The sequence below is a fragment of the Acinetobacter sp. R933-2 genome, from assembly GCF_030325485.1.
Taxonomy (GTDB): Bacteria; Pseudomonadota; Gammaproteobacteria; order Pseudomonadales; family Moraxellaceae; genus Acinetobacter; species Acinetobacter sichuanensis.
Genome location: NZ_JACAIJ010000002.1, coordinates 18,599 through 43,086, shown reverse-complemented (window position 1 = coordinate 43,086; position 24,488 = coordinate 18,599). Strand labels below are relative to the sequence as shown.

The window sequence follows — 24,488 nt, the reverse complement described above, 5'->3', positions numbered from 1 at the left end:
ATGTTGAATAAAGTCCTGATTGCCAATCGTGGTGCGATTGCTTGCCGCGTCATTCGTACATTAAAAAAATTAGGGATTGCTTCCGTTGCTGTGTATTCCGAAGCAGATCGTGACTCCCTACACGTGACTTTGGCAGATGAAGCTTTTTGTATCGGTGCTGCACCTGCAAATCAAAGTTATTTAAATATTGAAAAAATACTTGAGGTTGCCAAACAGACAGGGGCGCAAGCGATTCACCCCGGTTATGGTTTCTTGTCTGAAAATGCCGAATTTTGTGATCTTTGTGAGAATCAAGGCATCGCATTTATTGGACCAACATCAAGTCAGATGAAAGACTTTGGTTTAAAACATACCGCACGTGAGTTGGCAATTAAAAGCCAAGTCCCATTGCTTCCGGGAAGTTCCTTATTGGCAGATGAGGTAGAAGCATTACGGGAAGCTTCACGGATTGGCTATCCTGTCATGTTAAAAAGTACTGCAGGGGGTGGCGGTATTGGTATGCGTCTGGTGTGGAATGAAACGGAGCTTAAAGAGGCTTATCAAACCGTTTCTTATCTTGCACAAGCAAACTTTAAAGATGCAGGATTGTATTTAGAAAAATTTGTAGAGCATGCCCGACATATTGAAGTACAAATTTTTGGTGATGGCAAAGGGCAAGTATTGGCTTTAGGTGAACGTGATTGTTCCGTACAACGCCGTAATCAGAAAGTCATTGAAGAAACACCTGCGCCGCACCTGAATGATGAGCAACGTGATTATTTACAAGATGTTGCGATTCAACTGATGCAGTCTGTCAACTATCGTTCAGCAGGGACTGTCGAATTTGTGATGGACACAGAAACACAGCAATTTTATTTTCTTGAAGTCAATACCCGTTTACAGGTTGAGCATGGTGTGACTGAACAGGTTTTTGGTGTAGACCTTGTGGAATGGATGGTGACCCTTGCAAGTGGTGATTGGACTGCACCAACTGAAAAGTTACAGTCGCAAGGGCATTCTATACAGGTTCGTTTATATGCTGAAGATCCTGTCAAACAATTTCAACCGAGTGCAGGTTTGCTGACCTCTGTGAAATTTGATGATAATGCACGAGTAGAAACCTGGGTGGAAACAGGTTCCAATGTGTCATCATTTTATGATCCGATGATTGCGAAAATCATTGTCACTGCAAAAAATCGTGATGATGCGATTCAAGCCATGACAGATACATTGGCAAACACCTCAATTGCAGGCATTGAAACCAACCTTGAGTATCTGGAAAATATTATTGCCTGTGATGTGTTTCATCAAGGTACACAGACCACACGCTTTTTAAATACGTTTGAGTGGACCATACAAAAAATTGAAGTCTTACAGGCAGGGATTCAGACTGCTGTGCAAGACGTTACGGGACGGGTGGGCTATTGGGATGTTGGGGTGCCGCCATCGGGTGCAATTGATCCCTTATCATTGAATATTGCCAATCAACTGCTCGGCAATCCGCATAATAGTGCAGGTCTGGAATGTACTTTGCAGGGTCCGACATTAAAATTTCACTGTGACAGTCAGATTGTCATCACAGGTGGTGACATGGTTGCAACCTTGGATGGTGCAGCTGTTGCTATGTGGCAAACCATCACGGTTAAAAAAGGACAGGTTTTAAAATGTGGTACGATCAGTACAGGCTGCCGCAGTTATATTGGCATCAAAGGTGGGTTGAAAGTACCTAAGTATTTGGGTTCTCAGGCAACTTTTACTTTAGGGCAGTTTGGTGGACATGCAGGGCGCAATTTATTGGTCGGTGATATGTTGCCGATTATGGCATATCACGCAACAGATCCATCAGCAGAAATCAGGGCATTGGCACCAACGCAAAGACCAACATTCAGCAATACATGGGAAATTGCCGTGATGTATGGACCTCATGGCGCCCCTGATTTTTTCACAAAAAAGGATATTGAACGATTTTTTGCCCAAACATTTGAAATTCATTTTAACTCAAGCCGTACAGGTGTACGGTTGATTGGTGAAAAACCTGAATGGGCACGTATGGATGGAGGTGAAGCAGGTCTGCATCCGTCCAATATTCATGACAATGCCTATGCGATTGGCGCAATTGATTTTACAGGTGATATGCCAATTATTTTGGGTCCAGATGGTCCAAGTTTAGGTGGTTTTGTTTGTCCTGCCGTGGTGATTCATTCTGAACTTTGGAAATTAGGTCAGTTGAAAGCAGGTGACAAGGTAAAATTTGTTCCAGTCAGTTATGCGCAAGCCAAAGTATTGAATGAAAAATATCATGCTCAAATGAAAGCATTGGATAGCTTGGAAGCAACATTTGATGAACCATTTTATCCTGAACTGGCGACACTCAAAAATGCAATATTGGATACTTTAAAAGGTCAAAATGGTGCGCCTGATGTGGTTTATCGTCCGGCAGGCAACAACTATATGTTGGTTGAATATGGTGAACTTGTACTTGATCTCAATTTACGCTTTCGTATCCATGCGCTGATGCAATGGGTAAAAGAGCAAAATATTCAAGGTATTATTGACCTAACACCGGGTATCCGCTCACTGCAAATTCATTTTGATTCGATCAAACTGGATCAATTGGATTTATTACGTTTACTTCAAGTCGCTGAAACGCAATTGCCTGATGTGACGGAAATGGAAGTTCCCTCACGCACCGTTTATTTACCATTGGCTTGGGAAGACTCACAAACTCAGTTAGCGACTGAGCGTTATATGCAGACAGTGCGCCATGATGCGCCGTGGTGCCCTGATAATATTGAATTTATTCGTCGTATCAATGGTTTAAAAGATAAACAAGCGGTTAAAGATGTGGTGTATAACGCCAATTATCTGGTGATGGGTTTAGGTGATGTTTATTTGGGGGCACCAGTCGCGACACCTCTTGATCCGCGTCATCGTTTAGTGACCACTAAATATAATCCTGCACGGACATGGACACCTGAAAATGCAGTGGGTATTGGTGGCGCATATATGTGTGTTTATGGCATGGAAGGTCCCGGGGGGTATCAATTTGTGGGGCGCACCACGCAAATGTGGAGTCGTTATCGTCAAAATCCTGATTTTGCCGAAGGCATGCCATGGTTGTTACGTTTCTTTGACCAAGTGAAGTTTTATGAAGTTTCTGAAACTGAACTTTTGCAAATGCGTGAAGATTTTAAGGCAGGACGTTTAAAACTTCGTATTGAAGAGGGAATGTTGAACCTCAAACAATATAACGACTTTTTGCATGATCATGCTGAATCGATTGCTGCATTCAAATCCATTCAACAAAATAATTTTGATGCCGAACGTCAGCGTTGGCATGCAGCAGGGCTTGCCGAATATGTCGCTGAAAGTCTGGATCGCGTGACAAATGAGAGTGAGATCAAAATTCCTGAGGGAGGCTGTGCTGTTGAGTCTCACATGCCGGGTTCAATCTGGAAAATTGAATGTGCTTCGGGTGATATTGTGGAAGAAGGTGCAACATTGGCTGTGATTGAAGCGATGAAAATTGAGATTCCCATCATTGCACCTGAACGAATGAAAGTTGAAGAAATTGTGATTGAAAAAGGGCAAACAGTGAAAACGGGGCAAGTGTTGTTTACGTTGGCACCTGTGGTTTAATTCTATTTATAAGGATATTTTGTTATAAAAAAGCCAATCATTTATGATTGGCTTTTTGTTTTGAGGCTTTATATAAGCTTAAGCTTCAATGGCTTGAACAGCAATTTTTTTGGCAGGATCGGTTTTACGACGCACTGCTGGAACAGGTTCGCCATAATATTGACGGTCTGCAAAATAGCTTGAACGCACCATAGGCGCAGCCCAAATATTTCTAAAACCAAGCTTTTGACCATGTGCAGTATAGCGCTCAAATTCTTCAGGCGTTACAAAACGGTCAATTGGAGCATGTTCTTTGGATGGCTGTAAATACTGACCAATGGTGACATAGTCAACACCATGTGCATGTAAGTCATCAAGTAATGCAATCACTTCTTCTTCAGTTTCACCAATACCCACCATCAAACCACATTTGGTTGGTACATCTGGGCAGTATTCTTTAAACATTTTTAATAAATTCAAAGAATGTTGATAATCTGAACCTGGACGCATCGCTTTATATAAACGAGGTACAGTTTCAATATTGTGATTGAATACATCAGGTGGGCATTCAGTCATAATACGTAAAGCGACATCCATACGACCGCGGAAGTCTGGAACTAAAATTTCGAGTAAAGTTTTAGGGCTTAAAGATCGAGCTTCTTTAATACAATCAACAAAATGTTGCGCACCACCATCGAGTAAATCATCACGGTCTACAGAAGTAATAACAGCGTATTTTAGACCTAGATTTGCAATCGTTTCAGCCATATGGCGTGGTTCATCAGCGTCAAGTGCATTTGGACGACCATGTGCTACATCGCAGAATGGACAACGACGTGTACAAATATCACCCATAATCATAAAGGTTGCAGTACCACCACCGAAACATTCAGGCAGATTTGGGCAAGCGGCTTCTTCACAAACGGTATGTAGTTTTTGTGCACGCAATGTTGTTTTGATGCGTTGAACTTCATCAGGCGCAGCCATTTTCACTCGAATCCAATCAGGCTTTCGAGGTGTTTCAACCGTTGGTATAACTTTTACAGGAATACGAGCAACCTTTTCTGCACCACGTAATTTTACACCCTGTTCTGGTTTACGGTTTTCTGACATATTCAACTTTTCCACTGTTTTTGACGAGGAGATCTGACACGTTAACTGAACATTCATTTAAGGAATGTATATAAGTTGTCATTCAAACTGATTTTTACATTATAACGGAAATGCGAAATGATGGGGTAAAAACACTATTCATTTACTAAATGTGCTCATCACAGAATATATGCTAGGTAAATACAGCAAAACAACCAACTTTAAGTCATAATATGCAACAAGACGAGTGTACCAATAAAGTATGAGGAGCTTTGAATGCCACGTAAAAAAGAACTGGTGAGCGGGAATTTTTCAAAATATGATGCAGTTGTACTCGGTTCTGGTCCTGCGGGTGAAGGCGCGGCAATGAAGCTTGCAAAATCAGGTAAGCGCGTTGCAATCATAGATGTACGTGAACAGCTTGGTGGTAATTGTACACATGTCGGTACTATTCCAAGTAAAGCATTGCGTCAAACAGTATCTAGTATTATTCGTTACCAACGTGATCCATTGTTTAAAAAAGTCGGAGATTGGAAACAATTTACGATGAAACAAGTATTACGTAACGCACATAAAGTGATTCAACAACAAGTTGATACGCATTCACGTTTCTATGATCGTAACAATATTGATGTGTTCCATGGTCGTGCATATATTCAAGATAAAAATACAGTCTTAATTTTTAATGAAGACGGTGTTAAAGAGAGCCTAATTTGTCAGCAAATTGTTGTGGCAACAGGCAGTCGACCATACCGTCCACAAGGTTTAGATTTTAATCATCCACGTGTATTTGATTCAGATAAAATTTTAGACCTAGATTATACCATTCATAAAATTATCATTTATGGTGCAGGTGTAATTGGTTGTGAATATGCATCCATTTTCATTGGTTTAGATCATAAAGTTGATTTGATCAATACCCAGCATCAGCTTTTAAGTTATCTAGATGATGAAATTGCTGATGCCTTGTCTTATCACTTACGTGAGCAAGGTGTATTGATTCGTCATAATGAACAAATTGATCATCTTGAAACCTTTGATGACCATGTTGTACTACATTTACAAAGTGGTAAGAAAATCAAAGCTGATGCTATTTTGTGGTGTAATGGTCGTTCAGGAAATACAGATGGTTTAGGTTTGGAAAATGTGGGTATTCATCCAAATGGTCGTGGTCAAATCGCTGTAAATGAGCAATATCAAACTGAAGTAGAAAATATCTACGCGGCAGGTGATGTCGTCGGTTGGCCTTCGCTAGCTTCGGCTGCGTATGACCAAGGGCGCTGTGCTGGTGCGAACATGAGCGGTGAAGAAAATGTTAAACCTGTAACGGATATTCCAACAGGGATTTACACCATTCCAGAAATTTCTTTCTTTGGTAAAACTGAAAGTCAGTTGACTGCTGAAAAAATTCCATATGAAGTGGGACAAGCATCATTCCGCCATTTGGCACGTGCACAAATTACCGGTGATACGGTCGGCGAGCTTAAAATTTTGTTCCATCGTGATACCTTAGAACTTTTAGGCGTGCATTGTTTTGGTAATAATGCGGCTGAAATTATTCACATTGGTCAGGCAGTGATGCAGAGTGGTAACAACACCATTAAGTATTTTGTTGAAACGACATTTAACTATCCAACGATGGCTGAAGCTTACCGTGTGGCAACATTAAATGGTATGAATCGTTTATTCTAAAAGCATCCGATCTTATCTAGATTAGATCAATATGACTTTTAAACCCGTAAGTTTAGGCTTGCGGGTTTTTTATGGACGCTGTACAACCTTTATATTCAAAAAAATAAAATCTGGAAAATGGCATGAGCATTCAATCTGTCACCATCAAAGGCTTTCGATCAGTTCGGAATATCACTTTACCCCTGCAACAACTTAATATTATCAGTGGGGCGAATGGTTGTGGTAAATCCAATCTTTACAAGGCTGTGCGGTTATTGCATGAAGCAGCCAATGGGCGTTTATCACAGGCGATTGCAGAAGAGGGTGGTATTCAAAAAGTGATGTGGGCAGGTGGGCATCGTGCAGGAGATCGAGCCAAAGACCCAAAGCGAATGATCTTGTCAGTAGAAATGCAACATTATGATTATCAAATGGAAATCGGTTTTCCTGAACCTCTAATCAGTTTGTTTGCATTAGATCCATTGGTCAAAAAAGAAAATCTTTGGCTGAGCGGTTATCAACGTCGGCGCATGAGTGAATTAATGGAGCGTGTTAATCAAGCCGCCTTTCTTAAAAATGTCGATGGTGAACGTGTCAGTTATCCAATGTTGTTAACGCAGGAAGATTCGTTGTTTGGGCAGTTGGCAGATCCACATTTATATCCTGAAATTTCACAGATTCGTGAAACCATGAAAAATTGGCGTTTTTATCATGAATTTTCTGTCAGTTCATCTTCATCTATGCGTGTTCCTCAAGTCGGTATACGTTCACCCGTTTTAAGCCATGATGGTGCAAACTTAGCTGCTGCTTTTGAAACTTTGCGCGAACGTGGGCAAACTGAAACGTTGTTGACTATTTTGCAAAAGGCATTTCCACATACGCAATTTTATGTTGAAGAATTGGGCGGACGCTTTCAAATGATGATGAAAAAAGAGGGCGTTTTGCGACCTTTGGAAAGTGCTGAATTTTCAGATGGAACCTTAAGATTTTTATGTTTGGTGGTTGCTTTACTCAGCCCAAGACCGCCATATTTTATGGCGCTCAATGAGCCTGAAAATAGTTTACACCCTGATTTATTGCCTACACTTGCAATGCTGATCGCAGAAGCGAGTCAATATACTCAGATTTTAGTCACCACACATTCTCCTGATTTAGCAAAAATGATTCAAACTTATCGTGAAGTCAATCATATTCAATTAGATCAAAAACAAGGTGAAACCATCATTGTGGCAATATCTTGAAAAGCTTGATCAGTGCGATAGACTTCTGATGTGAACGATGCGCGCTTATCTTTACATAAGAAACGTTTGTAAAGTTTAATGCGCGCAAAATGCCATATTGAAATATTCAAATAATTCAGGTGTATGACTCCATAGAATCGCAGCGAGTGTAAACAAAGCTACGACACCAAATGCAATCGATATTTTAAGCCAGTCAAGATCAGTCATTCACTACCGCCTTTTCATTAACAAAAAAATGAACGATTACACCAAAAATACTCAAAGCAATAGAACCGATCCACATTAAATTATAATTTCCTGTGAGATCATGATTTAAACCACCGAGCCATCCACCAAAAAATGAGCCGATTTGATGGGTAAAAAATACAATACCGCTCAGCATAGTGAGATATTTAATACCAAACATATTGGCAACAATTCCATTGGTTAATGGTACCGTAGATAACCATAAAATACCCATCACAATGCCAAAGGTATAAATAGTCCATGTGCTTAAAGGAATGACAAGGAAACTTACAATCGCAATACCTCGTAACCCATAGATGCCCATGAGTAGATGGGGTTTAGAAAATTTATCTCCTAAATAACCTGCAGCATAAGTGCCAACAATATTAAATAGCCCAACCAAAGCAAGAAAAATAGTTCCACTTGAAGCATCAAAACCATGATCAACTAAGTAACCAGGTAAATGAATACCTAAAAATACCACCTGAAAACCACAGACTAAAAATCCAAGTGCCAAAAATAAAAAAGGTTTATGTGTAAATGCAATTTTTAAAATTTGTTTAAAACTTAAATTGGCTTGAGTGGACTGTGTAACGGCTTTTGGGGCGACATAAGCGGGCGCTTTGAGCATCCAAGCTAAAGGAACAACGAGAGCCACTAAAATGGCGCTGATGATTAAGGCTGCTGACCACCCCACACTTTTGATCATTAATAATGTTGTTGGCAACATGATAAATTGACCAAAAGAACCCGCAGCACTGGCAATCCCCATTGCCATACTACGTTTACTTGGATGCGCTGCTCGACCAACCGCAGAAAGCAACACTGAAAATGATGTTGCAGAAAGGGCTAGACCAATAATCAAACCTGCACTTAGGTTGAGCATCCAAGCTTGCGAACTGATCGACATTAACAATAAGCCAATGCAATACAAAACCCCACCAACAGCAACCACAATTTTACTGCCATATTTATCAGCTAAAGCCCCAGTAAATGGCTGCACTGCACCCCAAAGCAAATTTTGAGTTGCAATTGCTAGACTAAAAACTTGATGACTCCAGCCAAACTCATGGCTCATTGGTACTAAATACAAGCCAAAACCATGACGGATACCTAAAGATAGCGCTAAAATAAATGCACTACCAATCAGCATATAAATGAGGGATTTAGAAAATTGGGTATCATCTAAAGAGCGAGACATAATCAATCCATTGAATGTATACTTTTAGGATTGTATAGCAATAAAATCATCAAAACGACAGAATAAAAATTTACTTATTGATAAAATAAAGTGATAGGGTTTTATATAAAATTTTAACAATAACAAGGCTATATTGTAATGAAATTCAAACAGAAATAAAAAATGATTTATTTTTAAGCCTAATTTTTATTTTAACTACCATAATATTCCCCCTTCTTTTTTAGATAAACAGTCATACTGCTTAAGAAGGGGGGATTGGTCTAATAACTGATAGATAACCTTTTATTTACTGAATAATAAAAAACATTCAATAAACCATCAAAACTTATTGACCAAAACGAGAAAGATCTTCTTCAGGGCGAGCTGTAAGTACTTCCACACCTGTTTTAGTAACCAATAATGTATGTTCATATTGAGCAGATAAACTATGATCCTTAGTAACCACTGTCCATTTGTCGCCAAGCAGTTTGGTTTTCCAATCACCGCCATTGACCATAGGCTCAATCGTAAAGGTCATGCCTTCTTCTAAAATCATACCTGAGTTAGGTTGACCATAATGTAATACTTGAGGCTCATCATGGAAAACAGTACCAATGCCATGACCGCAATATTCACGAACAACACCAAAACGTTCTGACTCTACATATTTTTGGATTGCTGCACCAATATCACCAATGGTTGAACCTGGTTTAACAGTTTCCATGCCTTTATACATTGCTTCTTGTGCAACTTTACATAAACGATCAGCAAGAATAGAGGTTTCGCCACCCACGATATACATCATATTGGTATCACCGTGATAGCCATCTTTAATCACAGTGACATCGATATTAAGAATATCGCCTTTTTTCAAAATTTTTGCTTCAGAAGGGATGCCATGACAAACCACATGGTTGACTGAAGTACAAATCACATGTTGAAAAGCGGGACGACCTGGTGCTGCACCATAGCCTAAGCAAGCAGGGATAGCATCTTGTTTATTAACAATATAATCATGGCAAATCGTGTCCAATTCAAGTGTGGAAACACCTGGTTTGATATGCGGTTTGATCATATCCAAAACTTCTGCCGCCAGTTTGCCCGCTATACGCATTTTCTCAATTTCTTCTGGGGTTTTGATTAATCGACGGGGAGCTTCGTAAGTACTGTTCATGATCTTTAAAAACTTTTGGAAATTTGTATGTGACTATGGTATAAATAGCCGCCCAATTTATCAAATGCTTTTCGTGAATTTCTCTTTGAGACTTCATTGAAGATTTTGATATTGGAAATTTAAAAATCCGCACATATGTCGACACATTCCTCTGGGTGCCCGTAAGGGTGGAGAATGCGGACATATGGAGGCTTAACCCAAACTTTAAGGTAAAGAAAATGGCAGATTACAACGTAAGCATGCGCGACCTTCTTCAAGCTGGCGCGCACTTTGGTCACCAAACTCGCTTCTGGAACCCAAAAATGCGTCAATACATTTTTGGTGCGCGTAACAAAATTCACATCATTAACCTTGAGCACACTGTTCCTGCGTTAAACGATGCTTTGAACTTTGTTAACAACCTAGCTAGCAAAAAGAACAAAGTATTATTCGTTGGTACTAAACGTGCTGCTTCTAACATCATCCGTGAACAAGCTCAACGCGCTGGTCAACCATATGTAGATCATCGCTGGTTAGGCGGTATGTTGACTAACTGGAAAACTCTTCGTCAGTCAATCAACCGTTTAAAAGATCTTCAAACTCAATCACAAGATGGTACTTTTGCTAAACTTACTAAACGTGAAGCTTTAGAACGTACTCGTGAAATGGAAAAACTTGAACGTGGTCTTGGCGGTGTTAAGAACATGGGTGGTTTACCTGACGCATTGTTCATCATTGACGTTGACCACGAAGCGATTGCAATTAAAGAAGCTAAGAACCTTGGTATTCCTGTAATCGGTATCGTTGATACAAACTCTAACCCAGATAACGTAGATTTCGTTATTCCTGGTAACGATGATGCGATCCGTGCTGTAACGCTTTATGCTTCTGCTATGGCTGATGCGATTATTGCTGGTAAAGAATACGCTCAAACTCAAGCAAATGCACAAGCTAAAGGCGAAGAAGCTGCTAAAGAAGCTCCTGAGGCTTAATGCGTTTTTGACGCAGGCTTGTCATTTTTGCGACATGTAATGGTGGCAAATTAAGCGTCGAAACAGCAAAACGGCCCAGATTTCATGTTTGGGCCGTTTTTGTTAACAGAATTCAATTTTCTACCGTATTTAGGAGAACAACATGACTGCAGTTACTGCGAGCATGGTAAAAGAATTACGTGACCGTACTGGTCTTGCAATGATGGAATGCAAAAAAGCATTAACAGAAGCAGACGGTGACATCGAGTTAGCGATTGATAACCTTCGTAAATCTGGTCAAGCAAAAGCAGCTAAAAAAGCGGGTAACATTGCTGCTGATGGCGCAATCACAATTGCTCAAGAAGGCAACAAAGCACTTCTTTTAGAAGTAAACTGCCAAACTGACTTCGTTGCAAAAGATGAAAACTTTGCTGGTTTCTCTGCAAAAGTTGCTGCTGCTGCTTTAGCTGCAAACGAAACTGATGCTGCGAAAATTGCTGAATTGAAACTTGAAGATGGTGCGACTGTTGAAGAAGCACGTATTGCACTTGTTCAAAAAATCGGTGAGAACATCCAAGTTCGTCGTGCAACAATTGTTGAAGGCGAAAACCTTGCAGTTTACAAACACGGTTTAAAAATCGGTGTTGTTGTAGCTTACACAGGTGATGCTGAAACTGGTAAAGGTATTGCAATGCACGTTGCTGCGTTCAACCCAGTTGCTGTAAATGCTGAAGGCGTATCTGCTGATCTTATCGCTAAAGAGAAAGAAATTGCAGAAGCAAAAGCGATTGAATCTGGTAAACCAGCAAATATCGTTGAAAAAATGGTTACTGGTTCAGTTGAAAAATACTTGAACGAAGTTGTTCTTGAGCGTCAAATGTACGTGATTGACAATGAGAAAAAAGTTGCTGACGTATTGAAAGCAACAGGTACTACAGTAGCTCAATTTGTTCGCTTCCAAGTAGGTGAAGGTATTGAGAAAAAAGCAGAAATGAGCTTCGCTGACGAAGTTGCTGCTGCTCAAGCTGCTGCTGCACAATAATTTTACTATTTCAGTAAAATGAAAAGACCCCTCATTATTGAGGGGTTTTTTTCAGCATTTATATTCGGTTTTCTAATAAAAATTCAAATGAATAATCTTGCTGATGTGTATGGTGGTAAAGTGTGACATCGCTATTGTCATAGATCATTTTGAGTGTTTTTTCTAATTTCGATAAAGCTTCAAAAGTCGCCTGACTTAAAATAAAATCAATATTTTCATCATGTTCTATCACAATAACGTTTAAGTTGTGTTGAAGAATATCTGATGTAATATTATCGATTGCAATCGCATATTGTTCTTCAAAACTCAGGTCATCATCGTCAAAAAATGAAGCATCATATTCTAATTCATTCAAGTCAATTAATGCATGATCAGTCTGATCTTCAAACTGTTCAATATAGGAAAATATGTCTTTTAAAATATTTGAAACATTATATCCTGATGATTTTACTATAGTTAACGCTTTAAAATGTTGTTCTAAAAGCCAACTGAAATTTGAAAATTCACAGCTTGCAATGATTTTATGAGAACATTCATAATTAGTTTTCCAATCCATCAGCCATGTATTGCTATTGTCTTTAGTATTGATTTCAGGAAAATCTTGAATCCCCAGTTCAGGAAAAATTTCTATAAATACGTTTCTTAATTGTTCTTGTTCAGACATTTGGCTTTCTCGTTGTTAGAAAAATTTATATAATTTAAGCAACTAATGTTTAGCATAGAATGAATACCGATGGCAAATAAGACCAACCTAAGCATAGGTGCAATTATTGTTATACTTGTCGCTGCTTATTTAGGTATAGATTTAAAACAAGAAAAAAGTCTTGAACAAGTTGATCAATCATTCACTACTACAACATCTTCAGATGTGGAAAATATTGAAAATTCAACAGAACAAAAGCAAATCATTCAACCAAAAAACTCCTCACTAAATCATCAGAATCAGCAAGGTTTAGATACTATTCGTCAAGCTTATGAGACTAAATTGAGTAATATACAAGTTCAGTCTTCGGGTAAAGTTAAGGCAATATTGAAAGATGATCGTGAAGGCTCACGTCATCAAAAATTTATTTTAGCGTTAGAAAATGGTCTGACCGTGTTAGTGGCACATAATATTGATTTAGCACCTAGGCTAGAAAATTTACAGAAGGGTGATTTGGTGGAGTTTTTTGGTGAATATGAATATAGCGAGCAAGGAGGTATGATTCATTGGACACATCATGATCCAAATCGGCATCATGAAGATGGTTGGCTAAAACATAATGGTCAAATTTCTCGTTAATCTGTAAATGAAGTAACAGCTTGCTAGATATAATGAGCGTTTAAAAAAGAATAAAATATTTGAGTAAAAATGTAACTTTTTATCTTGTTTTGATCTTAAATCAATATAATTTTCTCAGCATATTTTAGAGCGTAAAACAGCAATAATAAATTTGAGCAAATGTAATTTTTGATATCTTTTGACTCGTTTTATATCAGAAAATAAGGGTTAAATTTAACAGTGAAATTTACCCCTTATTTATTTGCGCTAAAATGCGAGTTTTTGGCGCGATTTCCATTTTGGTAGTACTTTTCCTAGGTAGGCATCCATGCACCATACAGGACCAATCAGGAGGAATTGTAGATCTTTGAAGAAAGAAGGTTTTTTACCTTCAATTTTGTGACCATAAAATTGCCCAATCCAAGCAATAATAAAGACACCAATATAAAAACCAACACCGACGGGAAGGAAATAAATGACCCAAGCCATTACTGCAATCAGAGCAGTCATCGCAACCGCAAGAACAAGATCAAGGCGAGTATAAAATACTAAGGTTAATACAATCACTAAAGCAGTAAGCAAAGCACTAAAGTGTGCCAAAATCCCAAGAATTGAAAATAAAATTGCAGGAACACATGCCCAGTGGATGACTTTATTGGTTGGATTCTGATGGCTTTCGCTATATTCATCGAACCATTCAGTTATAGATTTCATATTGCACTCCGTGCGCTAGATTTATTTCATTTATTTTTTAAGCACTTTTGGCAAATATAAACGAGAAATTAATAATGGTCAAAGACTAAATATTGAGAGTTTTGAGATTTTAAGCCAATGTATTTTAAAAAGTAGTTTTATTAATAATTTAAAGTGAGTAATAAAAGATGAAAGATAAAGTGAATATTAAAATCCCATTGAATTAAAAAAGCCACGTTTAAAGTGGCTTTTCACGTTAAATGGGAGCTAAATTTTAAGAGTTAGGACCGTCTACACGTTCAATATTCACGCTAGCAGTGCCTGAGTTGGTAATGCCAAGACGTTTTGCTGCACCATAAGATAAATCAAGTACACGGTTGCCATGGAATGGACCACGATCATTGACTTTTACCACAACGCTTTTGCCATTATTTTTATTTGTTACACGAATGTAGCAATTCAGTGGCAGGCTGCGATGAGCTGCGGTAAGTTCATTCATATCAAATGTTTCGCCACTCGCTGTTTTACGACCGTGGAATTGACGACCATACCAAGAGGCAACACCTGTTTGGCTGAACTTACGTACAGTATTTGATGCAACAGCATTTAATTTATCAATGACTGAAGGCTCATTGTCTTGCACTTGAACTTTTGCAGCAAGGGTGTCACGGCGGATTTTATCGCTTGAACGTTCAGTAATTGACAAACTGTTTAGGTTTGAAAAGTGTGAATTAAAGTTAGTTGAGTCTTTGTTTACAACACGTGAAGCAAGACTTGAACTATCTGAATCGTTGTTTAAGTATGACGACTGTACCATTTCTGAGTTGACTTGCGTCATACTCAAGCCCATGGTCAGGGCGATCATATATTTTAGTGAAGCATGCATTGTTTAACTCCTGGGAACCTAAAACCAAATTTTCAAAACGTGAAAATTCATCATTCAGGTCTGTAAATTTACTTTTGCAACCACATTTAACGGTAGGGGATAATATTCATGCAGTAACGAATGTGTCTAGTAATATTTGATGATTAGTTACAAAAAGGACAAAAACTTACAGAATTAGTATGAGAAATAACCGTAATTGTAACTAATCATTTAAAAAGATTAAATAGTAATCGTTTTTGGTGAGAAAAATCTTGACTTATTTAATCGGAAAGAAAATTAAGTTTTAACGACTCACAATTTCAGTCCCTAAAAGCCAGAGTGCAGTGGCATACATTCTGCTTTTGTTATAGGTGGTAATCACTTGAAAATTCGGGTAAGTGATGTAGTAAGTCGGTCCATAACTTTCTTGTAATTGAATGACATTTACCATATCTAAATCATCAATTTTAACAATTGGATTGAGAGCGCTAATTCCTTGATTTTTAAGTACGCCAAAGGGGGTTGGTTGTGTTAAATCTTTGGCGATGACAGCATCAGGATTATTACCTGTATATCGTGCTTGAAAAGCAATCGGTTGATTACGTTGCCAACCTTTTTGTGCTAAATAATTTGCAATCGAACCTATCGCATCTACAGCCGAGTTTCTCAAATCGACATGACCATTGCCATCATAATCCACACCATATAATGGAATATTACTTGGCATAAATTGTGGGTAGCCTACAGCCCCAGCATAAGAGCCTACAATTGAATTTGTAGGTACACCATCTTTATATGACCATGCGATCAGCGCCGAAAGTTCATCTTGGAAATATTGTGCTCGGCGTTCATAACCGAAACCTAAAGTTGCTAAAGCATCACGTGTAACGAAAGAGCCTTTATTTGCACCATAGCCTGTTTCAACCCCTAAAATACCCAAGATAATTGCTTGAGGGACACCATATTGTTGTTCTGCTCGATTTAACGTGTCTGCGTATTGATTTTTAAAGCGTACACCACGCTGAATTGTACCTTCTGCTAAAAAGTTAGTTTTGTATTGATACCAAGGCTTACTTTCACCAGGGCGATTCATAATATTAATAATATTAGGTAAATTGCGAGAGCCATTCATTGCCCAATCCACTTGATCGCTGCTTAGCCCATATGTTTGCATTGTTTTTAGTTTGAAATTGTTATATTGCGGATCATTCGCAAAATCATTTGCTTGGCAAAAACTGGTAATAGACAGTGCTACAGCACAAAAACCCATGTTTCTTACTTTTTGAAAAAGCCTAAAATTTAACATAAAGTATATTTTCCTAATTTTCTATGGGGGTAAATTAGCGATGCGTATGAATGGACATCACAATACCAAAAGTTGCCATTAATGTAATAATTGCAGTACCGCCATAACTCATAAATGGTAATGGCACGCCGACTACAGGTAAAATACCACTGACCATGCCTGCATTTACAAATACATACACAAAAAATGACAAAGCAAAGGCGCCTGCAACCAATCGTCCAAAATTATGAAAGCATTGCAAACTGATTTGGAAGGTTCTGAAGATAATTGCAAAATAAATTAAAATCAAAATAATGATACCAATCAGACCAAATTCTTCAGAAAAGGCAGCAATAATGAAGTCTGTATGACCTTCTGGTAAAAAATGTAGATGAGATTGTGTGCCTTCAAGAAAGCCTTTACCTGTAAATCCACCTGAGCCAATGGCTGTTTTTGATTGAATAATATTCCAACCTGTACCTAAAGCATCGGCTTCAGGATTCAGCAAAGTCATGACACGTTGACGTTGGTAATCATGGAGTAAAAATTGCCATGCAACAGGAAGTATAACGGCAGCCGCTGCAAATGCGGCAGTAATCATTTTCCAAGATAATCCACTTAAAAATAAAACAAAAATTCCACTGGCTAAAATCAGTAAGGATGTACCTAAATCAGGTTGTTCTGCAATCAGTAAAAATGGAACACCAATTAAAACCAGAGAGAGCAAAACATGACCAAAACGAGGAGGGAGTGGTTGACGTGTTAAAAACCAAGCCACCATAAGTGGCATAGCAATTTTCATAAATTCACTGGGTTGTACACTGCCAACTCCAGGAATTGCGATCCAGCGTTGAGCACCCATTCGAATTTCACCAAAAATAACCACAGCAACCAAACACAGCACAGCAAATAGATAAAAGTAGGGCGCAAAGGCTTGATATACTTTTGGTGGGATTTGTGCAAGTCCAAACATAATCAGACAGCCAATTCCAAAACTCATTGCTTGTTTTGAAACCAAACCCAAATCTTGTGCTGAAGCACTATATAAAACAACAAGCCCGAGTATTGCATTGAGAATTAAAAATAAGCTCAGCCAAGGGTCGATATGTAAGCGTTGCCAACGCGAAATACTGGAGCGTGTACTTAAGCCATCACGAGGTGATTGGCGTAAAAATTTGTATTGTGAATTTGGTGACATGGCAAATGAGCGTGTGGGGAAATAGCTTTTGTGAATGCTATCACAATAAGACTTGAAGGCAATCTATGGGCTTATTTATTCATATTAAGTTTAAAAATACAGCCAAGTTTAAAAATTCAAAATTCAAAAATAGCAATAGGATGTCACTCCATTTTAGACAAAGAGAATTTTTTCATGAATAAGATCACTTTGAGTTGTTTCTTAAGCTTTGAGAAAATGATTTGACTCAATACCAATTAACTTGGATTTAAAAGTTGTCGTCCTTGTTCAAGTAATTCTTGTTGATCTAATTGTTCAGGATGGAAGTCTGCACGATAAAAAGCAAAATATTCAGGACTTAAACGTAGCATCATTAAACCTAATCCATAAAGTGCTTTGATGTTTTTAAAGAGCTGTTGTGGTGAATATAAGCTATTTTTGCGATCTTGCCAGAGTAAGTCTGCGGTCATAAACGTGGTGCTGCTAATAAAACCAATCGTGATGGTGCGCATACTTCTACGTCGTTGGGGTAAATGGTTAAAAATCGTTTGATAGACTTCAAATGCAACATGTTTATGTTCAATTTCCTCAATAGCATGCCAGAGCCATAGTTGTTTCATGTTTGGTGAAAGACCTTTAAACATAAACTCAGGATATTTCAACATATAACCTGCCATGAGTGCAGTAAAATGCTCCAAAGCCACAGTCGCAGCCAGTTGCCGACGTTGAGTTAGGGTTCTCAAACGTTTCATTTCTTTTTCAAAAGCAGCATTGTAGTGCATCAAATTATAATGTGGTGATTGTACTGCTTGATTAAACTGTTCATGCGCTTGAGCATGATGTGCTTCTTGACCAATAAAACCCGAAATATCAGCTTGCAGTCGAGGATTTTCAATTTGATCTCTCACATTGCGTACAGTTTCTACAAAAAAACGTTCACCTTGTGGGAAAATGATCGATAAGGCGGTGAGAAAATGCGAAATTAAAGTTGCATGAGTGTAGTGGCGTTCAGTGTATTGCGCATCAAAACGTGTTTTACGTATTGAAATAGTAGATTGTAAATGTCGTTGATATTGCTTGGCATTTTTTGAAAGATTTTTCAACATGGCTTTACCTATCTTTTTTGTTTTGTGAAAAGGTGAGTAAGAGTGCAGCTTTTATTAATGTGCCAGAGTGGATTGATGAAACATTGGCTTTAAATTTTTTTATATCTTTAATTGGGTGAATGAAACAGCTTTATATTAAATGCTGAGATTTAGACGCAATAAAATAAGAGATAAAAAATGCCCTTCTTAAAAGAGCATTTTATATGACAACAACAAATGATTAAGAGAAGAACAATGAATCGTGATATTCAGCAACAGCTTTAAGCTCTTCACGACTTAGATTTGGAATCAGTTTATTGATCGCAATATGGACCGCTTTAGTCACGGCAGCAGCACCGATATCAGATGCTTTACGTTTAATCATGCCTAAATCTAAAGTTTTATTAAAATCAATCATAAAATGACGAATTGCAGCATCAGCAAACTGTTTATATAGTTCAGCTAGAGCTTCTTTATCAATTTTATTTCCTGCTTTAATTTCAGCAAAATTATATTTAAGGCTTGTAACTAAATTTGCATCTAAAGTTGTTCCTACACGATTTTCACCTGTTGGATCTTTAAATAAACTACGTTCAGAAAACTCTACAGATTGGCGCACAACATTATTGTCTGCTTTGCTGAGGAGTTGCTTCAGTAGCACAGCAACAGTTGATTTTACATAACCCGCTAACTTTTCAGCTGTATCGCGTTTTTCACTTGCTGGGAAACGCTGCACAAGTTGAACCAATAAAGCATCAATAATTTCATCATTAATTAAAAGTGCTGTTTGGTCACGTAATGGGTACAGTGGTTCATTAGAATTTTTTTTCTCAATACCAGTCTGGATGTTCTTGAAAAGCTCATCTGATGGTACAAAACCAAAAAAGGGCATTGTTAAAACCTCAATGTTTTATCTTATTGTCTCGCCAATCGAATAGGACTTGGCATCCATGATTCATCTGATACACGACAAGGGTTAATGTCTAAACCACCACGGCGCGTATATGTTGCATAGACCATCAGCTTTTCTGGCTGTAAATTTTGCCAAAGATCTGCAAAAACTTGCTCCACGCATTGCTCATGGAAGCCATTATGCTGACGATAAGAGATAATATAAGCTAAAATGCTGCGATAACAAGGTTTTTTACCTTGATATCGAATAAAAATCGTGCCCCAGTCAGGTTGACCTGTCACAGGGCAGTTGCTTCTTAATAAATGTGAATATAATTGAATTTCAACATTTTTTTCAGCATCATTGACTGTTTCATCAAAAGCCAAAAGACGTGCATCAGGGTGATTGACTAAGCAGTCAGGTTGTTGGTCATCAATACAAATCCCTTCAGGTTTTGAAATTTCTAAATCATCAACATGAAATAAAGTCAGCGTTACTTCGGCTTGAGCAGCGTGTGATAAATCCTTTTCAGCTCTTTGAATAAATGCTTCTTTAGACTCAAATTGAGTAAAGTTCATGCTATTAAAATAGAGCTTTAATGATTTGGATTCGAGTAAAAACTCAGATGAAGCAGGTAAAGTCATGCGACCAATTGCAACTTGAGGAATCCCTTGAAGATTTAACCAAGAGATTTCAAAAATATGCCACCAGTCCTTTCCTTTATATATACCTTCTACATGTTTGTAATTTTCACGTGCTTGAGTACGTGAAATTGGAAATAAAATATCAGGCTGATAGGTGGTTGGGTAATCGGTATCTTTACCCAAAAGAGATTGTTCAACAGTCATTATTCACGCATTCCTGAACCACGAGAAAGTAAATAGTAAGCGACTCCATAAAGTACAGCACAAAATAATGTCACTACAATTAAGGATAAGGTAACATTAACATCGCTATGACCTAAAATACCATAACGGAAAGCATTGACCATATATACAATCGGGTTCACTAAAGAGAGATTTTGCCAAAAAGGGCTTAAAGCACTAATTGAGTAAAATACACCACCTAAATAAGTAAGTGGAGTTAATACAAAGGTTGGAATGATTGAAATATCATCAAATGATTTTGCATAGACAGCATTAATAAAGCCGCCCAAAGAAAACAATAAAGAAGTAATAATAACGGTATAGATTGTCACAAAAATATTATGAATCGCTAAGTCAGTGAAAAACAGACTCATTAATGTCACAATCGTTCCGACTAAGATGCCACGGCATACGCCACCAATCACATAACCACAAAGTACTAAATGCAGTGGAACAGGACTCATAATGAGTTCTTCAATACTTTTTTGAAATTTTGCACTAAAAAAACTTGAAGAAACGTTAGCATAGCTATTTGTAATCACTGCCATCATGACCAGACCTGGCACGATGAATTGCATATAACTAAAACCACCCATTTGCCCAATACGTGAACCAACTAAATTTCCAAAAATCACGAAGTACAAACTCATTGTGATCGCAGGGGGTAATAAGGTTTGAGGCCAAATCCGCATAAAACGGCGAATTTCCTTATGTACAAGGGTAAAAAGCGCAATTTTGAGTTGGGTAAAATTCATTGCGCATCTCCTTCTAGATTTTTTTCGACCATTTTCACAAAGAGTTCTTCTAAGCGATTTGATTTGTTACGCATACTGCGCACACGAATGCCTTGTGCTTCTAAAAGTTGAAATAAATCATTGAGTGAATGTGCTTTATCCATGGTTACTTCTAAGGTCATTGGATCAATGAGGTTAAATGTCAAACCAAAGATTTCAATATGAAAAGGTTCAATTGGATGTTCTAAATCAAAAATAAAAGATTCTTCATTGAGTTGACTGAGAAAAGCTTTCATGGAAGTGTCTTCTTTAATCACGCCACGATCAATAATCGCAATTTGACGACACAACATTTCAGCTTCTTCTAAGTAATGCGTGGTTAGAATAATTGCTGTGCCTTTCTCATTCATTTCAGTCAGAAAATCCCACATTGAACGGCGTAGTTCAATATCTACACCTGCGGTAGGCTCATCTAAAATTAATAATTTAGGTTCATGCATCATAGCGCGAGCAATCATTAAGCGACGTTTCATACCACCTGAAAGCATACGGGCTTGGACATCACGCTTTTCCCAAAGCCCTAATTTTTCTAAATATTCTTCTGCACGTTGTTCAGCAAGTTTTTTAGGAATACCGTAATAGCCTGCTTGCGTGACTAAAATATCAAAAGTTTTCTCAAAATGCCCAAAGTTAAATTCTTGTGGAACAATACCTAAACACTGTTTTGCTTTGGATGGATGTGTATCTAAATCATGCCCAAAAATTTCTACACGACCTGAAGTTTTACGTGTAAGTGAACTGATGATCCCAATCGTTGTTGATTTTCCTGCACCATTTGGACCCAAAAGAGCATAAAACTCACCTTCAGGAACAGTTAAATTGATCCCTTTAAGTGCTTGAAAGCCATTTCGATAAGTTTTAGATAAATCTCTTAACGTCAATGCATCAGCCATGAAATTCTCACGTGAATGTAGGAGCGTATATTGTGAGCGAACTTGATAAATAAACCAAGTGTAATGCTAGGAATAGTGCGTTGCTGATATAGAACGTTGGATAAAGCTTGAGCAGCAAAGTGTGCGAATGCAAGATATATGCTTTACCTAAGTTAAATTTTTGATATGATGTGCGCACTTCTTTTAAGCGCCCATAGCTTAACAGGATAGAGTACGGGTTTCCGAAGCCTGTGGAGTGAGTTCGAGTCTCGCTGGGCGCACCAGATTTTTATCATATTTTTATTTCAGTTTTAGTTTATATCTTATTGTTTTTCTATTAAATATTATTTTTTTGAATATTTATATTTCATCGTTTTAATCTTTTATAAAATGAAATTTCATCGTGTTTATTTAAAATAAGCTAAAAATAGTCAATATAAGTTATAGCTCGTATTTTAAACAGACCATATTTTATAGCTGAAAAATGATGATTACAATGAGAATTTCTTTATGAACTTGTGCTGAAATGTTAAGCAATATTGCTCTGTTTGATTTCTTCATTTATATTTAAATCATAGTAGATCGTTAAGATGCTACAAAATAGTTGGACAGATCAATGACAGCTTATTGAATTTGCAACAGATGTTCAGATGAGAAATAAGCACTAGCTTTCCAACCTAAAGAGCTCACAGAAATGTGAGCTTTTTCATGTTTAAAACAATATAAAACAAAGTTTATCTGAACTTAAATCACTTTGAAAAATAAGATAATTCAACATCATATCGTTTAAATTCATGAATGAGTTGTTTGATGAAGTTTAATGTAAGTGATGAATTAAAATCACTGCTTATAATTTTTGCTTGGGTATTTTCGGTGTATTCTAATTGAATCATTTGCCAATCTAAAGAATTTTGCATTTGTTGCAGATATAGACTGCGTAATTGTAAATGATCTGAAATTTGAGAAGGAATCACATGTGTGATTGCAAGTTGAATAGGCATACATTCAGCAATATCACGAAAAGTAATGACCCAATTGCCAATTTTATTCAGTTGCATTGGATTATCACAAGCTGAAAAACGTAAAAAATGTATTTGGTTCATATGGTATTATCCCCTTGAATCAAAAAAGTTATACATGTTCAGCATTAAAATGTAGATGCAGCTAAAGTGCTGAAATAATGAGTGAAAATATATTTTTGAATGTTTTTGTTTTTTAAGTTGTTGAATTATTGAGTTAAATAAAAAATGATTTAGCGTTAAAAACGCTAAATCAACATAAAAATACAATTATTTAGGGGCTATTTTAGTTATCAAAATGACATATAGCATGCCATTCTGATTTACATTAAGATAAAGTTTTTAAAGGGTAATTATTGCACTATTTTCCAGTGCTTTACGTAAATAAGGGTCAAGGTCATCTTGTTTGAGTAACCATTTCGTATAATCAGGTGGTAAGTCAGCAATTGCTGTACCGCGATGTTTACCAAAATTGATACTACGAGGAATACGTGCATCTTCAGACGCTGCAAATAATTCTTCAATATTTTGAATTTTAAGATGATGAATAATATGCATTAAAATATTTGCAGTTAAAATAATATCAGCATCTGCACGATGAGCGCCTTTTAACATGGTACGTGCTTTTTCACTACCTTTACTGATCTGATAAATCAATGCTGAAATATTATGTGCTTCGGCATCAGGCCAAACTAGGCGAGCAAGAGCAAGTGTACAAATCGCTTTAATATGAGATGTATCTACACCGCATTGCTGAATAGCACGAATATCATAGTCAATATTATGACCAATCATATAGATCGTATCTGTAGGAAGTTTAAATGTAGAAAAATCGGGTTGACCTACTAAGTCAGATTCTAAAATATGATGAACAGCCATAGAGGCATAAGAAATTTTTTCCTCACCAATACTATAAAGTTGATCAAAAATTTGTTCACGATCTAAACTTAATTTTCCTTGATCAAGTTGGATCGGTGCATAAGCAATTTCAATGGGCAAGCCATTTAAGGTATGTGTTTCTGTATCAAGAATAATAGCTTGCATGACATATTCCAAAAGAATCAGGAGAATATCCCTACTTTAGCACTGGATTTTTCGTTGTTACAAATATTATTGATCAATTTAATGGATATTTATTATTTTAAATGATTGAGTAAAATGATCATCACCATATCAAAGTAAGCATGAAATATAGCCTAAGTATTCTTTTTGGTAGTGTTTTAAAATTATGCTGATGACATTTGATATTAAATTCTCATTCAATCTATAAAAGTAAACTTAACGGAGTGATGCTATCGCAGGCGACATGGATGTCGCCGTTGGGTAAGGGTGGTAGGGACATCCCCTTTAGCCAACAAAGGATTTTTGTTACTTTTTATCCTTAAAAAGTAAGGCATTACCTACGCAAATGAGTTTGAATTTTGCAATATAAATGGGGGTAGTACAAAATATATTTTACTGATTTATTCAATGGACAAATCAGCAAATATTTTAGAACACTACCAAA

The 24,488-nt window shown here is 37.3% G+C and carries 22 protein-coding genes and 1 tRNA gene; 7 read left to right on the top strand and 16 right to left on the bottom strand.

All coding sequences use genetic code 11. The annotated features are described in order from the left end of the window. Complete coding sequence (gene uca / locus HX005_RS02850) at positions 1 to 3,618, top strand: urea carboxylase (protein ID WP_286376210.1); 3,618 nt, start codon at positions 1 to 3, stop codon at positions 3,616 to 3,618. A gap of 78 nt (positions 3,619 to 3,696) precedes the next feature. Here the strand turns inward: uca and lipA are convergent, their stop codons facing one another. After that, positions 3,697 to 4,710, bottom strand: a complete 1,014-nt coding sequence (lipA, locus tag HX005_RS02845; protein WP_286376209.1) for a lipoyl synthase — start codon at positions 4,708 to 4,710, stop codon at positions 3,697 to 3,699. A 255-nt stretch (positions 4,711 to 4,965) separates the two neighbouring features. Between lipA and sthA the strand changes: the two genes are divergently transcribed. Next, the gene (gene sthA / locus HX005_RS02840) at positions 4,966 to 6,381 is read left to right on the top strand and encodes a Si-specific NAD(P)(+) transhydrogenase (protein WP_107009572.1); all 1,416 of its coding nucleotides are present in this window, start codon (positions 4,966 to 4,968) and stop codon (positions 6,379 to 6,381) included. Between the two features lie 122 nt (positions 6,382 to 6,503). Beyond that, positions 6,504 to 7,601 carry an AAA family ATPase gene (locus tag HX005_RS02835; protein WP_286376208.1) on the top strand — a complete coding sequence of 366 codons (1,098 nt, stop codon included), beginning with the start codon at positions 6,504 to 6,506 and terminating at the stop codon, positions 7,599 to 7,601. Between the two features lie 75 nt (positions 7,602 to 7,676). On the opposite strand, the gene HX005_RS02830 is transcribed toward HX005_RS02835, so the two are convergent. The 3 genes from HX005_RS02830 to map form a co-directional block, all read right to left on the bottom strand. Continuing rightward, positions 7,677 to 7,808 (bottom strand): hypothetical protein, encoded by a 132-nt coding sequence (locus tag HX005_RS02830; RefSeq protein WP_286376207.1) that lies wholly within the window; start codon positions 7,806 to 7,808, stop codon positions 7,677 to 7,679. After that, a complete protein-coding gene (locus HX005_RS02825) occupies positions 7,801 to 9,027 on the bottom strand; it encodes an MFS transporter (protein ID WP_107009570.1) in 1,227 nt (408 codons plus the stop codon). The genes HX005_RS02830 and HX005_RS02825 overlap by 8 nt, the downstream gene beginning before the upstream one ends. Before the next feature lie 325 nt (positions 9,028 to 9,352). Next, positions 9,353 to 10,180, bottom strand: coding sequence for a type I methionyl aminopeptidase (gene map / locus HX005_RS02820; protein WP_107009569.1), 828 nt, complete (start codon positions 10,178 to 10,180; stop codon positions 9,353 to 9,355). Positions 10,181 to 10,398: 218 nt separating this feature from the next. Here map and rpsB point away from each other — a divergent pair, with 218 nt between their 5' ends. Continuing rightward, complete coding sequence (gene rpsB, locus HX005_RS02815; RefSeq protein ID WP_107009568.1) at positions 10,399 to 11,151, top strand: 30S ribosomal protein S2; 753 nt, start codon at positions 10,399 to 10,401, stop codon at positions 11,149 to 11,151. 142 nt (positions 11,152 to 11,293) lie between these two features. Next, positions 11,294 to 12,172, top strand: a complete 879-nt coding sequence (tsf, locus tag HX005_RS02810) for a translation elongation factor Ts (protein ID WP_286376206.1) — start codon at positions 11,294 to 11,296, stop codon at positions 12,170 to 12,172. 58 nt (positions 12,173 to 12,230) lie between these two features. Here tsf and HX005_RS02805 read toward each other — a convergent pair whose 3' ends face one another. Continuing rightward, complete coding sequence (locus tag HX005_RS02805; RefSeq protein ID WP_286376205.1) at positions 12,231 to 12,836, bottom strand: hypothetical protein; 606 nt, start codon at positions 12,834 to 12,836, stop codon at positions 12,231 to 12,233. Between the two features lie 69 nt (positions 12,837 to 12,905). Between HX005_RS02805 and HX005_RS02800 the strand changes: the two genes are divergently transcribed. Next, positions 12,906 to 13,454 (top strand): DUF3465 domain-containing protein, encoded by a 549-nt coding sequence (locus tag HX005_RS02800; protein ID WP_286376204.1) that lies wholly within the window; start codon positions 12,906 to 12,908, stop codon positions 13,452 to 13,454. Positions 13,455 to 13,700: 246 nt separating this feature from the next. Here the strand turns inward: HX005_RS02800 and HX005_RS02795 are convergent, their stop codons facing one another. The 9 genes from HX005_RS02795 to HX005_RS02755 all read right to left on the bottom strand — a co-directional run bounded on the left by HX005_RS02795 (position 13,701) and on the right by HX005_RS02755 (position 21,983). Beyond that, positions 13,701 to 14,147 carry an Mpo1 family 2-hydroxy fatty acid dioxygenase gene (locus tag HX005_RS02795; protein WP_107009564.1) on the bottom strand — a complete coding sequence of 149 codons (447 nt, stop codon included), beginning with the start codon at positions 14,145 to 14,147 and terminating at the stop codon, positions 13,701 to 13,703. Between the two features lie 253 nt (positions 14,148 to 14,400). Further along, on the bottom strand, positions 14,401 to 15,012 hold the full coding sequence (locus tag HX005_RS02790; protein WP_107009563.1) for a septal ring lytic transglycosylase RlpA family protein: 612 nt from the start codon (positions 15,010 to 15,012) through the stop codon (positions 14,401 to 14,403). A gap of 283 nt (positions 15,013 to 15,295) precedes the next feature. After that, a complete protein-coding gene (gene mltB, locus HX005_RS02785; protein ID WP_373431838.1) occupies positions 15,296 to 16,261 on the bottom strand; it encodes a lytic murein transglycosylase B in 966 nt (321 codons plus the stop codon). A gap of 70 nt (positions 16,262 to 16,331) precedes the next feature. Beyond that, entirely contained in the window at positions 16,332 to 17,474 is a 1,143-nt protein-coding gene (gene rodA / locus HX005_RS02780; RefSeq protein ID WP_286376203.1) for a rod shape-determining protein RodA, read from the bottom strand. Between the two features lie 236 nt (positions 17,475 to 17,710). Beyond that, a complete protein-coding gene (locus tag HX005_RS02775) occupies positions 17,711 to 18,559 on the bottom strand; it encodes a metal-dependent hydrolase (protein ID WP_286376202.1) in 849 nt (282 codons plus the stop codon). 220 nt (positions 18,560 to 18,779) lie between these two features. After that, on the bottom strand, positions 18,780 to 19,430 hold the full coding sequence (locus tag HX005_RS02770) for a hypothetical protein (RefSeq protein ID WP_286376201.1): 651 nt from the start codon (positions 19,428 to 19,430) through the stop codon (positions 18,780 to 18,782). A gap of 23 nt (positions 19,431 to 19,453) precedes the next feature. Next, a complete protein-coding gene (gene queF / locus HX005_RS02765; RefSeq protein ID WP_286376200.1) occupies positions 19,454 to 20,278 on the bottom strand; it encodes an NADPH-dependent 7-cyano-7-deazaguanine reductase QueF in 825 nt (274 codons plus the stop codon). Beyond that, entirely contained in the window at positions 20,278 to 21,051 is a 774-nt protein-coding gene (locus HX005_RS02760; RefSeq protein ID WP_107009557.1) for an ABC transporter permease, read from the bottom strand. Before HX005_RS02760 ends, queF begins: the two co-directional genes overlap by 1 nt. Beyond that, on the bottom strand, positions 21,048 to 21,983 hold the full coding sequence (locus HX005_RS02755; protein WP_286376199.1) for an ABC transporter ATP-binding protein: 936 nt from the start codon (positions 21,981 to 21,983) through the stop codon (positions 21,048 to 21,050). Before HX005_RS02755 ends, HX005_RS02760 begins: the two co-directional genes overlap by 4 nt. A 187-nt stretch (positions 21,984 to 22,170) precedes the next feature. Here HX005_RS02755 and HX005_RS02750 point away from each other — a divergent pair. Beyond that, positions 22,171 to 22,246 (top strand) — tRNA-Arg (locus HX005_RS02750). Positions 22,247 to 22,711: 465 nt separating this feature from the next. Here HX005_RS02750 and HX005_RS02745 read toward each other — a convergent pair. Next, positions 22,712 to 23,065 carry a hypothetical protein gene (locus tag HX005_RS02745; RefSeq protein WP_286376198.1) on the bottom strand — a complete coding sequence of 118 codons (354 nt, stop codon included), beginning with the start codon at positions 23,063 to 23,065 and terminating at the stop codon, positions 22,712 to 22,714. A 258-nt stretch (positions 23,066 to 23,323) separates the two neighbouring features. Beyond that, positions 23,324 to 24,025, bottom strand: coding sequence for a 3'-5' exonuclease (locus HX005_RS02740; RefSeq protein ID WP_107007849.1), 702 nt, complete (start codon positions 24,023 to 24,025; stop codon positions 23,324 to 23,326). Between the last annotated feature and the right edge of the window lie 463 nt (positions 24,026 to 24,488).

Excerpts from the sequence above, each read along its gene's own strand:
- HX005_RS02745 (WP_286376198.1), bottom strand. The coding sequence starts at position 23,065 with ATGAACCAAATACATTTTTTACGTTTTTCAGCTTGTGATAATCCAATG.
- sthA (WP_107009572.1), top strand. The coding sequence starts at position 4,966 with ATGCCACGTAAAAAAGAACTGGTGAGCGGGAATTTTTCAAAATATGAT.
- HX005_RS02770 (WP_286376201.1), bottom strand. The coding sequence starts at position 19,430 with ATGCCCTTTTTTGGTTTTGTACCATCAGATGAGCTTTTCAAGAACATC.
- HX005_RS02795 (WP_107009564.1), bottom strand. The coding sequence starts at position 14,147 with ATGAAATCTATAACTGAATGGTTCGATGAATATAGCGAAAGCCATCAG.
- rpsB (WP_107009568.1), top strand. The coding sequence starts at position 10,399 with ATGGCAGATTACAACGTAAGCATGCGCGACCTTCTTCAAGCTGGCGCG.
- HX005_RS02800 (WP_286376204.1), top strand. The coding sequence starts at position 12,906 with ATGGCAAATAAGACCAACCTAAGCATAGGTGCAATTATTGTTATACTT.
- HX005_RS02740 (WP_107007849.1), bottom strand. The coding sequence starts at position 24,025 with ATGCAAGCTATTATTCTTGATACAGAAACACATACCTTAAATGGCTTG.
- HX005_RS02760 (WP_107009557.1), bottom strand. The coding sequence starts at position 21,051 with ATGAATTTTACCCAACTCAAAATTGCGCTTTTTACCCTTGTACATAAG.
- rodA (WP_286376203.1), bottom strand. The coding sequence starts at position 17,474 with ATGTCACCAAATTCACAATACAAATTTTTACGCCAATCACCTCGTGAT.
- mltB (WP_373431838.1), bottom strand. The coding sequence starts at position 16,261 with ATGGGTTTTTGTGCTGTAGCACTGTCTATTACCAGTTTTTGCCAAGCA.
- HX005_RS02775 (WP_286376202.1), bottom strand. The coding sequence starts at position 18,559 with ATGTTGAAAAATCTTTCAAAAAATGCCAAGCAATATCAACGACATTTA.
- uca (WP_286376210.1), top strand. The coding sequence starts at position 1 with ATGTTGAATAAAGTCCTGATTGCCAATCGTGGTGCGATTGCTTGCCGC.
- HX005_RS02835 (WP_286376208.1), top strand. The coding sequence starts at position 6,504 with ATGAGCATTCAATCTGTCACCATCAAAGGCTTTCGATCAGTTCGGAAT.
- lipA (WP_286376209.1), bottom strand. The coding sequence starts at position 4,710 with ATGTCAGAAAACCGTAAACCAGAACAGGGTGTAAAATTACGTGGTGCA.
- HX005_RS02755 (WP_286376199.1), bottom strand. The coding sequence starts at position 21,983 with ATGGCTGATGCATTGACGTTAAGAGATTTATCTAAAACTTATCGAAAT.
- tsf (WP_286376206.1), top strand. The coding sequence starts at position 11,294 with ATGACTGCAGTTACTGCGAGCATGGTAAAAGAATTACGTGACCGTACT.
- HX005_RS02825 (WP_107009570.1), bottom strand. The coding sequence starts at position 9,027 with ATGTCTCGCTCTTTAGATGATACCCAATTTTCTAAATCCCTCATTTAT.
- HX005_RS02805 (WP_286376205.1), bottom strand. The coding sequence starts at position 12,836 with ATGTCTGAACAAGAACAATTAAGAAACGTATTTATAGAAATTTTTCCT.
- HX005_RS02790 (WP_107009563.1), bottom strand. The coding sequence starts at position 15,012 with ATGCATGCTTCACTAAAATATATGATCGCCCTGACCATGGGCTTGAGT.
- queF (WP_286376200.1), bottom strand. The coding sequence starts at position 20,278 with ATGACTGTTGAACAATCTCTTTTGGGTAAAGATACCGATTACCCAACC.
- HX005_RS02830 (WP_286376207.1), bottom strand. The coding sequence starts at position 7,808 with ATGACTGATCTTGACTGGCTTAAAATATCGATTGCATTTGGTGTCGTA.
- map (WP_107009569.1), bottom strand. The coding sequence starts at position 10,180 with ATGAACAGTACTTACGAAGCTCCCCGTCGATTAATCAAAACCCCAGAA.